This is a genomic window from Streptomyces bobili, from assembly GCF_002154575.1.
Taxonomy (GTDB): domain Bacteria; phylum Actinomycetota; class Actinomycetes; order Streptomycetales; family Streptomycetaceae; genus Streptomyces; species Streptomyces bobili.
This window is the reverse complement of the sequence record NZ_MUBA01000061.1, coordinates 1-13689: the sequence shown is the minus strand read 5'-3', so window position 1 is coordinate 13689 and position 13689 is coordinate 1. Positions and strand designations below refer to the sequence as shown.

The window sequence follows — 13689 nt, the reverse complement described above, 5'->3', positions numbered from 1 at the left end:
CGGGGGGGGGGCGCTGTGGACGGGGGGGCCGTGCGGGAGCGGGGCGCCGTGTATGAGGGGGACGTGCGGGAGCGGGGCATGCGGTCATCCCAGCACCCGGAGCGGGTCGCGCGGGGGCGCCACTCCCGCGGGCTCACCTCCCTGGTGGAGCGGCCGGCCGGACCTCGGGGACGGCCGGCCGCTCGCCCTGGTTCACGCCACGGACGCGATCCGCAGCTTGATGTCGTCGGGTGAGAGCGTGCCCTTGGCGGTCACGTGGTCGCCCGAGGACTCCCCACGCAGCCGGCGCCCGATCCACGGCACCAGATACTCGCGCGCCCAGTGCACGTCGTCGCGCCGGATCTCCAGGGTGCCGCGCGGCGGGAGCTGCGGCCAGGGCTGCTCCGGGTCGGCGGGTACCTCGAGGCCGAGGACCTGGCCGGCACGCAGCGCCACGCGTGTGTGGCCCTCCGCGCCGAGATGGAGCCGGTCGCCGTCCCAGGCCCGTCGGTCCTGGATGGACTTCAGCGACCACAGGTCGAGGACCGGACAGCCGTACCGGTCGGCGACCGCGCGCACGTGCCCGTTGTAGGTGGCGATCTTGCCGCGCAGGTGCTTGAGCACGGGGATGCCACGGGTGTCGAAGCCGGTGGTCACCATGACGGTGCCCGCCACGGAGGTGAGGGCCGCGATCGCTCGTTCGAAGCGCTCGGCGACCTCGTCGGGGTCGGTGCCGGGTCGGAGGATGTCGTTGCCGCCCGCGCAGAAGGAGACCAGGTCCGGGGCCAGCTCGACCGCCCGCGGAAGCTGGTCCTCCACGATCTGGTCGAGCAGTTTGCCGCGTACCGCGAGGTTCACGTAGCCGAAGTCGCCTTCGGGCCGCCGGTCCGCGAGCAGTACCGCGAACCGGTCGGCCCAGCCGACGAACGCCCCGTCGGGGCCGGGGTCGCCGACGCCTTCGGTGAAGCTGTCCCCCACCGCCACGTACGACCCGATCACTGAACTGTTGTCATTCTTCGAATCGTCTGCCACAACCGCTCATGATTCACCTTCGAATGTGACTTACGCGACCGTAGGCAGGGGTTGACGGTCGGTGAGATAAGCCACTCCTAAAGACTTGGCCAATGCGGGAATAACGCCCTCCTCAGCCGCGTCGGTGCAACGACCACACCCGGAAGTCGCTGATCCGGAAATGGCTCCAGGTGGTGCGGAAGGCGAAATGCCCGGCGGTGTAGGGCTCCGGGTCCGTGTGGTCGAAGACGAGCCGCCCGTTGTTCCACCACCGGACGGTGGAGCCGTCGGAGACGATGCGGACATGGTGCGGCGCGTTCGCCACCAGCAGCGGTTCGGTGTAATCGAAGATCAGCGGCCGCACCCCCGGCTGTCCGACGTAACGGCGCAGCCGGGTCGTGGTGTTGGTGTTGGCGCCGTAGCCGGAGTAGTACGTCCTGAGGTTGTCGTACTCGGCGAGGGCGCCGCCGCGCGGGGTGGCGAAGAGGTCGTCGGGGGAACGGGCGTCGACGGCGTTCCAGAAGTTGTTGAGGTCGGAGACGCGGTCGTTGACGCCGCCCGCGGAGACCGGCGTGGCCGTGTACTCCAGGACGTAGGGGCCTTCGAGCCGTTCCTTGAACCAGATCGTCGCGCCGGCCGGCACGTCGATCTCCAGGGTGCCGCGGGAGGCGGTGACGGTGCCGCCCCTCTCCAGTTCGACGGCCCACCGGCCGAGGCCGTGGCGGAAGTCGTCGTGGGCGATCGGGCGGCGGTGGCGGGGCGTGGCGCTCGCCGCGGTCGCGGGGGCGAGTGCGGCCAGGGCGGCACCGGCGGCCAGGGCGCCGAAGGCTCTGCGGGTGGTGGTCATGGGAAGCGGTTCCTTCAGGGCGTGGTGGGGCGAGCGGACGGGGTGGCGCCGGGCGTGGTGATGTGCGGCTCGGGGACCCGGCGGGTCTCGGTGCCGAGGTAGTAGTCGGTGTACGTGGACTGGAGGTAGCCGCGTACGGTCCAGCCGAGCCGGTAGGCGGGGTTGTGCGCGAGGGTGTAGACGCGGGTCCTCGTCGGCTCGGTGGTGGTGTAGAGGCGCAGGGCTGTGTGGTCGGCGGTCTCGGCGAGGATCTCCTCGCGCCAGTCGCCGACGAGGTCGCCGTAGAAGGGGGTGGCGTTGCGGGCGCCGGAGACCACGCCGGCGGGGTCGAAGAGGCGGGTGGCGGTCTCGGTGGCGGGGTCCCACTTCTCGACGTGGGTGAGGTCGAGAAGCTCCGACGCCTGGTCCCCGTCCCACCAGATACGGAAGTTGACGCTCGGGGTGGTGGCGGACACCTTGCCGTCCCGCACGTTGAAGACGCCCGCGCCGGGCCGGGTGACGTCGGCGGTGGAGGTCCAGTACTCGTAGCCGGGGTGGCCGGGGTCGATGTCGGCGGCGCTGCCGCGGCCCACGTCGAGGTCGGCGTCGCTCACCGGGTTCGCCGGGTGGGCGCCGGTCACCAGTCGCTCGCCCGTGTCGGCGTCGTAGTAGTACCAGGGGAAGTCCGAGACGATGCCCAGTTCGGACTGCTGGATGGCGAAGCCCTCCAGGCCCGGTCGGGCGGGGTCGAGGTCGGCGATGTCGAAGCGGTCGCCGTGGATGGCGCCGTCGACGACATAGCGCAGGGTGCCGTCGCTGTTGACGACGTAGTTGCCGTCCGCGATCTCGTCCTTGCCGTCCCCGTCGACGTCGACGGTGCGGATCTGGTGGAAGCTGGTCGCGCCGGAGGCCGGGTCGACGACGTACTTCCAACGGCGGGTCAGGTCGGTGCCGTCGAAGTCCCAGGTCTGGAACAGGGTCCGGAAGGCGCCGCGCCGGGCGCCGACGCGGGTGACGAGCTTGGTGACCAGGCTGGGGTGTACGCCGTCGAGGTGGGCGATGCCGAAGTGGCCGCCGGAGGGGCCGTCGGCGACGAAGTCGTCGGGGACGGGCTGCCGGGTGCGTTCGGCGCCGGTCGCGCCGTCGATCACCGAGACGAACTGGTCCGTGGGCGAGTCGGCGGTGACGCGGGCCCCGTCGGCGAAGGTGGTCCCGGCGGCCGTGTGCACCAGCACCTCGGCCTTCCCGTCGCTGTCGAGGTCGTACACGGTGACGTTGTCGTCGTTGCGGTAGCCGCCGATCGCGGTGGACCCGCTGATCGCGGCGGGCGCGGGGTCGTTGGCGCCGTTCCCGCCGGCCTGGGTGAGGGAGCCGGGGCCGAGGTCGACCCGCCAGAGCCGCTCGCCGGTGAGGGTGTACGCCTCCAGCAGGTCGGGGCGGTCGCGGGTCCGGGAGAGCCTGCTGACGACGAGTTCGTAGCGTCCGTCGCCGTCGAGGTCGCCGGGCCAGGCGTGCTGGACGGTGTAGCCGTCGGCGGTGGAGAGGGGGATCTCGGCGTACCCGCCGGCGAAGTCGAGGGCGGGGGAACTCGGCTTGGCCTCCCGTCCGTCGACGACCGCGCGGACGGTGTATCTGCCGTCGCCGGGGGTGGCGTCACGGTAGGTCGTGGACTTCCTGACCGGTTCGCGGTTGAGGCGGCGGCCGTTCTTGTACACGTTGAAGGCGATCGACTCGCCGTGACGGGCGTACTCGGTGCCGAGCAGCCGCCAGCTGAGGAAGGTGCCCTCGGCGGAGGGGACGGCGACCAGCCCGCGGTCGAGGTCCTCGACGACGCGGCGCGGCTGTTCGGCGTGCGCGGACGCCGGCCGGCCGGTGGCCGGCGCGGCGAACAGCCCGGCCAGCAGGGCCGCCGCGGTCGCGGCGACGGTGACGGTTCTTCGGCGCGGGGTGGCGTGCACCAGGGCTCCTTCACGGCACAGGAGGGCGGGAGACGGACGAAGCACGAGGTGGGAAAGCGCTTGCTGCTCGTTTCGATCACTGTGTCGCCACCCTCCCCCGCCTGTCGACGCCTCGGGCGGTCCTGCCACGAGACCGCAACAGAACGATCATGAACGCGCAATAGCGAACAGCTGCGGGAGGGTCCGCGAACGCCGAACACCGAAGGCCGGACCCGGGGATCGGGGTCCGGCCTTCGGTGGCGTGCCTGTCAGGGCGGGGTGTCGAGCGGTAGGTCAGCCGACGGAGACGCCGTGCGAGCGCAGGTAGGCGATCGGGTCGACGTCCGAGCCGTAGTCGGGACCGGTGCGGATCTCGAAGTGCAGGTGCGGGCCGGTCACATTGCCGGTCGCACCGGAGAGGCCGATCTGCTGTCCGCCGGAGACGGACTGGCCGGCCGAGACGGAGAGCTGCGACAGGTGGGCGTACTGGGCGTAGTGGCCGTCGGCGAGCCTGATGACGACCTGGTTGCCGTACGCGCCGCCCCAGCCCGCGGAGACGACCGTGCCCGCACCGACGGCCTTGAGCGAGGTGCCGGTCGGGACGACGAAGTCGACACCGGTGTGGTAACCGCTGGACCACATGCTGCCGGACATCTTGTACGGCGTACCGACGGTCGCACCCGCCACCGGGAGGGCGAAGCCACCGGCGGTGGTGGCCCTCTCGGCCGCCTGCGTGGTGGACGCCTTCGACGAGGAGGACTTCGCGGAGTCCGAGGAGTCCGACTTCGCGGAGTCCGGCTTCGCGGAGGAGCCCGAGGACTGCTTCGACGAGGCGGACGAACCGGATGAGGTGGAAGAACCGGACGAAGTGGACGGCGACTTGGTCGTGCCGGTCGCGGCCTTCTTGCCGATCGACAGCTTCAGCCCCGGGTGGATCAGCGACGGGTCCTCGCCGACGGCCTCACGGTTGTCCGCGTAGAGCCGGCTCCAGCCGCCGCTGACGTTCTGCTCGTCCGCGATCTTCGAGAGATAGTCGCCGGACTGCACCGTGTAGGTCTTGGCGCCCGAGGGGGACTTCGCGGACTTCTGCGCCACGGAAACGGCCTCGGAGGCCTTTTCCGAAACAGAGGAAAGGGGGGAAGCGGCGGAGACGGCGGAAACCGACTGCGTCGCCGACTGGGACGGTGCGGCCTGCGCGCCGGTGGCCCCCATGAGCGGGAGGGCGAGCGCGGCGCCGCCGGTTCCTGCGACGGCGATGGATCGGGTGAAGCGCTGGGACTTCGGACGGCGGTGCTTACCCTTGGTGGGCATGACGAATTCCTCTCCGGCGCCTGCGAGGTGAGCTGTCGGGTGCGGACTGGAGATGTCCGGCCGCGCCGAGGCGCGGCTTTACCCCTAGCCGTTCCGGAGACCGGAACAGGCGGTACTGCCTGTGGGTCCCCCGCTCCTGCCGTTCACGGGTGAGTGTGCGGGCTCCGGGCGGCGGCAGGATTGGGCGTCCGTCCGGATTGGTGTGGAACGTAAGCGACCCAGACGCACAGGTACAAGCGAAGGTTGCACTTCCCGCACCATTCTCTTGATCCCCTGTGAGAATTCCCGGTCACCCTGCGTGCATCGAGAGGCTGTTTTTCCCATAAACACCCTTGAAAAACAGCGGTATTACGTGCACATGACGAACGACTCAACGTCACGAATATGACGCTGCTCACGCGACATGTCCCCAGAGCCCCTTATTCCAGAGCGAGTTGGATGAAGGATTCCAATTCGGACAGAACCCCCAGATGCTACGCAGTCGGATATCCACCACATCAGGGTCACCGCGCGGCCGGCACGCGTCCCGCGGCACTCCCGAACTCCCGCCCATGCCAGGTTGGGTACGACCTGCTCGCGTACGAGACGATTGAGGAGTTCCGTCCGTTTTGGCCGCACGGGAATCGAAACCCGGCGTCCGCGCCCGGCGCCGTACGACGGACGCGCGACGGGCGCACGACCGCCGTTACGACCGCCGTGCGCCCCTGCGGCAACCCGTTTGCCCCGGGCATCCATGTCGTATGGTCAATCAGGTGTTCCGGTGGCCATCCAGAGCCGCGCCGGCCGGGACCGACGACCGGGAGGAGCCCCCGTGACGCAGCAGATCCCGTCGACCGAGCCCGAGCTGGCAGGGGTACGCAACTTCCGGGACGTGGGCGGCCTGCCCACCGTCGACGGCCGGCGCGTCCGCCACGGCGTGCTGTTCCGCAGCGGCCACCTCGCGCACGCCACCGACGAGGACGCCGCGTTCCTCTCCTCGCTGGGCCTGCACACGGTCTTCGACTTCCGCAACGCGGCGGACCAGAAGCTGGAGGGCCCGGACGTCGAGCTGCCGGGCGTGCGCAATGTGAACCTGCCGCTCTCCGACCCGGCGGACGGCGCCGAGTTCTGGAAGATGGTCCGCGAGGGCGACATCGACCAGCTGCGCGAGATCCTCGGCGACGGCAAGGCGGCCGGCCGGATGATCGCCTCCTACCGCTCGATCATGAAGGAGCGCACCGGCGAGCACTCCCGCGTACTGCACTCCCTCGCCGAGGACAGCGTCCCGGCGCTGATGCACTGCGCGGCTGGCAAGGACCGCGCCGGCCTGTCCATCGCCGTGACCCTGCTCGCCCTGGGCGTGGAGCGCGATGCGATCGTGGCCGACTACCTGGAGTCCAACGCCAAGCACCGCCGCTACAAGGTGCGCCGCAGCGGCACCTCCGCCGAGGCCTACTCCCCCGAGGTCATGGAGCTGCTCGGCCCCCTCTTCGACGCCCGCGCCGAGTACCTGACGGCCGCGTTCGAGACCGTCGAAGAGACCTGGGGCGGTGTCGACGCCTACCTGGAGCGCGGCCTCGGCCTGACCGCGCAGACGCGCGAGCGGCTCCGCGAGCGCCTGCTCGACTGAGACCCGCGCTCCGGGGCCGGCGGCTACTGCTTGGCCCCGACCTCGAACAGCAGCCACAGGAACCCGGCGAAGAGATGCCCGACCGCGATGTAGATGATCAGCCTGATCCACAGGCTGCGGGGGAACTTCTCCTCGAAGTCGGTCATGGCGTCTCTCCAGGGGTGGGGCCGAGGCACAGCGTGGCCGTCGGGCTCTGCAACAAGGTGTGGACGAACAGCAGGTCGACCCCGTCGGGGTCCTCGGCGGCGAGACGGTGCGGGGTCAGCGAGTCGAAGTGCGCGCTGTCCCCCGCCCCGAGCACGTGCGTGGTGTCCCCGAGGCGCAGCCGCAGCCGCCCCCGCAGGACGTGCAGCCACTCCTCGCCGGGATGCACCCGCACGATGTCGCCCTGCGAGCCGTACGGCACCTGCACGCGCAGCGCCTGCATGCCCCGCCCGGAGGCGCCGGCCTGCCGGTAGGTCCAGCCGCCCGCGTGGGTCGGTTCCATGCCGGCGGCGCGCACGACGGCGTCCCGGCCGGCGACCGTCTCGCCGAGCAGTTCGGAGACCGTCGTACCGTAGACGCGGGCGAGCGCGAGCAGCATCGGCAGCGAGGGCTGGCGCTGCCCGGTCTCCAGCCGGGAGAGGTGGGCCGGTGACAGCCCGGCGGCGCGGGCCGCGGCCTCCAGAGTGAGGGAGGCGCGTCGGCGCAGGGCGCGGAGCTGGGGCGCGACGACCCCCAGGTCGTCCACCGGTTCGGGCCCTGGCTCAAAGGCGGGGTGGCTCATACGTCCATTCAGCCCGGATTTTGCCTCTGCGGCAAATTTATTGCCTCAGAGGCAAAGAGCACTCGATCCGGACGTGCGGGCCGGGAAGCCTACCGGTTGGCCACCGCCTGCTTGATCAGCGTCCTGCCGAAGTCCCAGACCAGCCCGCCCCCGTTGTGCGCGTCGTCCATCACCTCGGTGAAGGCGTCCACGAACCGGTCCACCTCCGCCTCGCCCACCACCAGCGGCGGGATCAGCTTGATCACCTCCAGGTGGTCTCCGGAGACCTGCGTGAGGATGCGGTGCCGCTGGAGCAGCGGGACGACGACCATCTGCGCGAACAGGCCCTTGCGGGCCGCCTGGAGCATGGTCCAGCGGCTGCGCAGTTTCAGGGAGCGGGGCTTTCCGAACTCGATGCCGATCATCAGGCCCCGGCCGCGCACGTCGGCGAGCAGCTCGTACTTGTCGATCAGCGCCGTGAGGCGGGACTTCAGCAGGTCCCCGGTCAGGCGGGCGCCCGCGACGATCTGCTCGTTCTCCATGACGGACAGCACGGCGAGCCCGGCCGCCATGGCCTGCGCGTTGGACCCGAAGCTCGCCGAGTGGACCAGCACCCGGTCCATGGACGAGTAGACCTTCTTGAAGATCCAGTCCTTGCCGAGGGTGGCGCCGACCGGCACATAGCCCCCGGAGAGCGCCTTGGCGACGCACACCAGGTCCGGTTCGACGCCGTCCTCGTGCTGATAGGCGTAGAAGTCGCCGGTCCGGCCGAGACCGGTCTGCACCTCGTCGGCGATGAGCAGCGCCCTGTGCCGGTGCAGCAGTTCCTGGGCGGCGCGCAGATAGCCGGGCGGCGCTTCCAGCACGCCCTTGCCCTGGATCGGCTCGACGATCAGGGCGGCCACGTCGCCCTTCTTCAACTCCCGTGCCAGCGCGTCGAGATCGCCGAGGGGTACGGCGGTGTCGGGGAGGAGTGGCGCGAAGCCGTCCCGGAAGCCGCCCTCGCCGTTGACCGACAGGGAGCCTGTCGTGAGGCCGTGGAAGGCGTGGTCGCAGTACAGGACCCTGGGCTTCCCGGTGGCGTAGCGGGCGAACTTCAGGGCGGTCTCGACGGCCTCCGTGCCGCTGTTGCCGAAGAACACCCGGTCCAGGTGCGGGCTGTGGGCGAGGAGCTTCTCGGCCAGCAGTCCGGGCAGCGGCTGGCAGTCGAAGCGGGTGAGGTCGGCGAGCGAGGCGTCGAGGACGTCGTGCAGCGCCTTGCGGACGACGGGGTGGTGGCGGCCCAGGCCCATCACCCCGAACCCGGCGAGCATGTCCAGGTAGTCGTTGCCGTCGGCGTCCCAGAAGTAGGCGCCCTCGCCCCGCTCGTAGACCTTGTCGAAGCCGATGGTGTGCAGCATCCGCGGCAGTTGGTGGTTGAGGTATCTGCCGTGCAGCTCGTACCGTTCGGCTCCGCGCTCGGCGAGCAGCGCGCCGAGGTCGAACTCCGTGCTCATCGCGCTGTCTCCTTGCCGGGACCGCCGATTGTCTCCGTGACGGGGCCGCCCGCGTTGCGGACGGCCAGGCTCGCGCTGATCCGTCCGGCGATCTCGACGGGCGTGAGGCCGATGTCGGCGAGCACCTCGGCCCGCTTGGCGTGGGCGAGGAACTGCTCCGGGATGCCGAACCGCCGTACGGGCACGTCGACCTCGGCGTCCCCCAGGGCCAGGGCGACGGCCGAACCGACGCCCGCGGCGCGGCTGTTGTCCTCGACGACGGCCACCAGCCGGTGCCGCGCGGCGAGGCCGGGCAGGGCCGGGTCGACGGGTTTCACCCAGCGGGGGTCCACCACCGTGCAGTCGATGCCCCGGGCCTGAAGCAGTTCGGCGGCCTTGAGGCAGACCGGTGCCATGACGCCGACGGCGACGAGGAGAACCTCGGGCGTCGGGTCGCGGTGCAGCACGTCCATGCCGCCGACGCGGCCGACGGCGGGGATCCGCGGCCCGACCGACTCCTTCGGGAAGCGGAGCAGGGTGGGCGCGTCGTCCACGGCGACCGCTTCCCTCAGTTGCGCGCGCAGTTGGTCGGCATCGCGTGGCGCGGCGATCCTGAGGCCGGGGACGACCTGGAGGACGGACATGTCCCACATGCCGTTGTGGGAGGCGCCGTCGACCCCGGTCACCCCGGCGCGGTCGAGGACGAACGTGACCCCGCAGCGGTGCAGGGCCACGTCCATCAGCAGTTGGTCGAAGGCACGGTTGAGGAAGGTGGCGTAGACGGCGACGACGGGATGCAGGCCCCCGGTGGCCAGCCCGGCCGCGGAGACCGCCGCGTGCTGTTCGGCGATCCCGACGTCCCACACCCGGCCGGGGAAGCGGTCGGCGAACTCGGCGAGGCCGACCGGGTGCAGCATGGCGGCGGTGATCGCGACGACGTCGTCGCGCTCCTCGCCGATCCGTACGATCTCCTCGCCGAACACGGAGGTCCAGGAGGGGGCGCCGGCCGGGGCGAGCGGCGCGCAGGTCAGCGGGTCCATCACCCCGACGGTGTGGAAGTGGTCCTCCTCGTGCGCGAGAGCGGGCTCGTAGCCGCGGCCCTTCTCGGTGAGGCAGTGCACGAGCACCGGCCCGTGGAAGCGCTTGGCCCTCCGCAGCGCCGACTCCACGGCCCCGATGTCGTGCCCGTCGATGGGACCGACGTACTTCAGCCCGAGGTCCTCGAACATGCCCTGCGGAGCGAAGGCGTCCTTGAAGCCCTTCTTCGCGCCGTGCAGCGACTCGTAGACGGTGTGACCGACGACGGGCGTGCGCAGCAGTACGTCCTTCCCCCAGGCCAGCACCTTCTCGTAGCCGTCGGTGGTGCGCAGGGTGGCCAGGTGGTTGGCGAGGCCGCCGATGGTCGGGGCGTAGGAGCGTTCGTTGTCGTTGACGACGATGATCAGCGGCCGGTCCTTGGCGGCCGCGATGTTGTTGAGCGCCTCCCAGGCCATGCCGCCGGTGAGCGCGCCGTCGCCGATGACCGCGACGACGTGACCCTTCTCGCCCCGCACCTGGCGGGCCTTGGCGAGGCCGTCGGCCCAGCCGAGGACGGTGGAGGCGTGGCTGTTCTCGATGACGTCGTGCTCGGACTCCGCGCGTGAGGGGTAGCCGGACAGGCCGCCCTTGCCCCGCAGCTTGGAGAAGTCCTGACGCCCGGTCAGGAGCTTGTGCACATAACTCTGATGACCGGTGTCCCACAGGATGCGGTCGACCGGCGACTCGAAGACCCGGTGCAGGGCGACGGTCAGTTCCACCACCCCCAGATTGGGCCCCAGGTGTCCGCCGGTCGCGGCGACGGCGTGCACCAGGAACTCCCTGATCTCGCCGGACAGTTCGCCGAGTTCCGCCTCGGACAGCGCCTTCAGGTCGCGCGGTTGCCGAATGCTCTCCAGGATCGTCACGCTCGGGCCCCCTCTCGGTCCCTGCTGTTCAACTCACGGTGACGGCCGGCTCCCCCGACGCGACGCCGTCCTGTTCCATCCGCTCGGCGATCTTCATCGCCTCCTCGATCAGGGTCTCCACGATCTTCGACTCGGGGACGGTCTTGACGACCTCGCCCTTGACGAAGATCTGCCCCTTGCCGTTGCCGGAGGCGACCCCCAGGTCCGCCTCCCGTGCCTCGCCGGGGCCGTTGACCACACATCCCATGACCGCGACACGGAGCGGGACCTCCATGCCCTCCAGGCCCGCGGTGACCTCGTCGGCCAGCTTGTAGACGTCGACCTGGGCCCGGCCGCAGGACGGGCAGGAGACGATCTCCAGCCCGCGCTGCCTGAGGTTCAGCGACTCCAGGATCTGGATGCCGACCTTGACCTCCTCCACGGGCGGCGCGCTCAGCGACACGCGGATCGTGTCCCCGATGCCCTGCGAGAGCAGGGCGCCGAAGGCCACGGCCGACTTGATCGTCCCCTGGAACGCCGGACCGGCCTCGGTCACCCCGAGATGCAGCGGGTAGTCGCTGCGTGCGGCGAGCTGCCGGTAGGCCTCGACCATCACGACCGGGTCGTTGTGCTTGACGGAGATCTTGATGTCGCCGAAGCCGTGCTCCTCGAAGAGCGACGCCTCCCACAGGGCGCTCTCGACGAGCGCCTCCGGGGTGGCCCTGCCGTACTTCTGGAGCAGACGGCGGTCCAGCGACCCGGCGTTGACGCCGATCCGGATCGGGGTGCCGTGCTCCTTCGCGGCCTTCGCGATCTCCTTCACCTTGTCGTCGAACTGCTTGATGTTGCCCGGATTGACGCGGACCGCCGCGCAGCCCGCCTCGATCGCGGCGAACACGTACTTCGGCTGGAAGTGGATGTCCGCGATCACCGGGAGCTGCGACTTGCGGGCGATGGTCGCCAGCGCGTCCGCGTCGTCCTGCGTGGGACAGGCGACGCGGACGATCTGGCAGCCGGACGCGGTCAGCTCGGCGATCTGCTGGAGCGTCGCGCCGATGTCCGACGTACGGGTCGTCGTCATCGACTGCACCGACACCGGGGCGCCGCCCCCGACCGCCACCGGCCCGACCTGTATCTGCCGCGCCACGCGCCGTGCGGCGATCGGCCGGACCGGCACCTCGGGGATGCCCAGGGAAACGGCGGTCATGGCGCTACTCGCGGTTTCCGGAGACGGTCTCGCGCATGGCCCGCAGCGACTCCTTGAGCGAGCCCATGGTGGCCAGGACGGCGGTGGGCTCGTAGCCGCAGTGCGCCATGCAGTTGGCGCAGCGCGGGTCCTTGCCGCGGCCGTACTTGTCCCAGTCGGTCTCCTCGATCAGCTCCCGGTACGTCGGCACATAGCCGTCGCTCATCAGGTAGCAGGGCCGCTGCCAGCCGAAGAGGGAGTAGTTCGGGATCGCCCAGGCCGTGCACGGGAAGTCGACCTTGCCTTCCAGGAAGTCCAGGAAGAGCGGCGAGTGGTTGAGCCGCCAGCGGCGCCGGTTGCCGCCGGAGAAGGCCTTCTTGAACAGTTCGCGGGTCTGCTCCACGCCGAGGAAGTGCTCCTGGTCGGGGGCCTTCTCGTAGGCGTAGGCGGGCGAGATCATCATCTCGTCGACCTTGAGGTCGTCGTTGAGGAAGTTGAGCACCTCGATGATGGTCTGCGGGGTGTCGGTGTTGAAGAAGGTCGAGTTGGTGGTGACCCGGAAGCCGCGCCGCTTGGCCTCCTTCATCGCCTCCACGGCCTCGTCGAACACCCCCTCCTTCGCCACGGACTCGTCGTGCCGCTCGCGCAGCCCGTCGATGTGCACGGCGAACGCGAAGTAGGGCGAGGGCGTGAACTTGTCCATCTTCTTGCGCATCAGCATGGCGTTGGTGCAGAGGAAGACGTACTTCTTCTTCGCCACCAACTGCCGCACGATCTCGTGGATCTGAGGGTGCATCAGTGGTTCTCCGCCGGCGATGGAGACCATCGGCGCACCGGATTCGAGCACGGCGCCCACGGCCTGGGCGACGGGCATGCGCTGCTTCAGCACACCGGCCGGGTGCTGGATCTTGCCGCAGCCCTCGCACGCCAGGTTGCAGGCGAAGAGGGGTTCCAGCTCGACGATGAGCGGGAACTTCTCCCGCTTGCGGAGCTTTTGTTCAGCCAAGTATGTAGCGACCTTGATGGACTGGCGCAGCGGCATGGCCATCTGGCTCACCTCCGGGGGAGCAGCACATTGCGGTGCCATTCGAAGAATGCAGGCAGGACGGAACGAAGGACGCGGAAAGCCGATATTCCACCGCGCACCGTGCCGATCCGGACGAGTTCATGTTCAGGAGCGTCCACGACCACCCGGACGGCCGCAACCGGGCGCACGCCCGCGCGGACGGCGCTCAGAAGCGTGGCCGCCGACTCCATGTCGACCGCGATCGCGCCGGTGGCGAGCAGATCGGACCGCTCCGGCCCGCGCACCACGTGGTCGGAGCCGGTCAGCGGGCCGGTGTGGACGGTGCGCCCTGGCAGGGTGCGCACGAGTTCCTTGACGAGCAGGTCGGTGTTCACGCACGGCACGGTGCCGAGCGGGTCTCGGGTCTCCTCGGCGACGACGAGGTCGCCGGGGTGCATGCCGGGGGCCAGTCCCGCGCAGAAGCCGGTGGCGAGCACGGCCGCCCCGCCGAGCACCGGGTCGGCGAGGACCCGGGTGACGGAGCGCTCGGCCGCCTTCGGCCCCATGCCGGTGCGCAGGACGGTCACCGGCCCGCCGGCCCCGCCGCGGTCGCCCATGCGCAGGGCGAGGTGCTCGATGCCGAGCGCGCAGGCGATCAGCAGCGGGGCCGGGGCGGGCTGGG

General features: G+C 70.5%; 12 protein-coding genes and 1 riboswitch. Of the genes, 1 reads left to right on the top strand and 11 read right to left on the bottom strand.

Annotation, left to right across the window (positions count from 1 at the left end; all coding sequences use genetic code 11):
* Positions 1-192: 192 nt before the first annotated feature.
* From BZL64_RS05650 to BZL64_RS05635, 4 genes are all read right to left on the bottom strand, one after another.
* The gene (locus tag BZL64_RS05650; RefSeq protein ID WP_086766792.1) at positions 193-978 is read right to left on the bottom strand and encodes an SGNH/GDSL hydrolase family protein; all 786 of its coding nucleotides are present in this window, start codon (positions 976-978) and stop codon (positions 193-195) included.
* A gap of 145 nt (positions 979-1123) precedes the next feature.
* Positions 1124-1837: a DUF6250 domain-containing protein gene (locus BZL64_RS05645; protein ID WP_086766790.1), complete on the bottom strand. Its 714-nt coding sequence runs from the start codon at positions 1835-1837 to the stop codon at positions 1124-1126.
* 14 nt (positions 1838-1851) lie between these two features.
* The gene (locus BZL64_RS05640) at positions 1852-3774 is read right to left on the bottom strand and encodes a rhamnogalacturonan lyase family protein (protein WP_244205202.1); all 1923 of its coding nucleotides are present in this window, start codon (positions 3772-3774) and stop codon (positions 1852-1854) included.
* Between the two features lie 273 nt (positions 3775-4047).
* A complete protein-coding gene (locus BZL64_RS05635; protein WP_086766788.1) occupies positions 4048-5064 on the bottom strand; it encodes a M23 family metallopeptidase in 1017 nt (338 codons plus the stop codon).
* 4 nt (positions 5065-5068) lie between these two features.
* A riboswitch (cyclic di-AMP (ydaO/yuaA leader) is annotated at positions 5069-5226 on the bottom strand.
* A gap of 649 nt (positions 5227-5875) precedes the next feature.
* On the opposite strand from BZL64_RS05635, the gene BZL64_RS05630 reads away from it, so the two are divergent.
* The gene (locus tag BZL64_RS05630) at positions 5876-6673 is read left to right on the top strand and encodes a tyrosine-protein phosphatase (RefSeq protein ID WP_086766786.1); all 798 of its coding nucleotides are present in this window, start codon (positions 5876-5878) and stop codon (positions 6671-6673) included.
* Positions 6674-6696: 23 nt separating this feature from the next.
* Here the strand turns inward: BZL64_RS05630 and BZL64_RS05625 are convergent, their stop codons facing one another.
* The 7 genes from BZL64_RS05625 to BZL64_RS05595 form a co-directional block, all read right to left on the bottom strand.
* Positions 6697-6819 carry a DUF6126 family protein gene (locus BZL64_RS05625; RefSeq protein ID WP_086766784.1) on the bottom strand — a complete coding sequence of 41 codons (123 nt, stop codon included), beginning with the start codon at positions 6817-6819 and terminating at the stop codon, positions 6697-6699.
* Positions 6816-7439, bottom strand: coding sequence for a helix-turn-helix domain-containing protein (locus BZL64_RS05620; RefSeq protein ID WP_086766782.1), 624 nt, complete (start codon positions 7437-7439; stop codon positions 6816-6818). Before BZL64_RS05620 ends, BZL64_RS05625 begins: the two co-directional genes overlap by 4 nt.
* Before the next feature lie 89 nt (positions 7440-7528).
* The gene (locus BZL64_RS05615) at positions 7529-8914 is read right to left on the bottom strand and encodes an aspartate aminotransferase family protein (RefSeq protein WP_086766781.1); all 1386 of its coding nucleotides are present in this window, start codon (positions 8912-8914) and stop codon (positions 7529-7531) included.
* On the bottom strand, positions 8911-10836 hold the full coding sequence (gene dxs, locus BZL64_RS05610; protein WP_086766779.1) for a 1-deoxy-D-xylulose-5-phosphate synthase: 1926 nt from the start codon (positions 10834-10836) through the stop codon (positions 8911-8913). The genes BZL64_RS05615 and dxs overlap by 4 nt, the downstream gene beginning before the upstream one ends.
* A gap of 28 nt (positions 10837-10864) precedes the next feature.
* Positions 10865-12022 (bottom strand): flavodoxin-dependent (E)-4-hydroxy-3-methylbut-2-enyl-diphosphate synthase, encoded by a 1158-nt coding sequence (gene ispG, locus BZL64_RS05605; RefSeq protein ID WP_086766777.1) that lies wholly within the window; start codon positions 12020-12022, stop codon positions 10865-10867.
* 4 nt (positions 12023-12026) lie between these two features.
* The gene (gene hpnH, locus BZL64_RS05600) at positions 12027-13049 is read right to left on the bottom strand and encodes an adenosyl-hopene transferase HpnH (protein WP_086766775.1); all 1023 of its coding nucleotides are present in this window, start codon (positions 13047-13049) and stop codon (positions 12027-12029) included.
* 5 nt (positions 13050-13054) lie between these two features.
* On the bottom strand, positions 13055-13689 hold a 635-nt coding region (locus BZL64_RS05595; RefSeq protein ID WP_107430212.1), incomplete at its 5' end, for a phosphorylase family protein.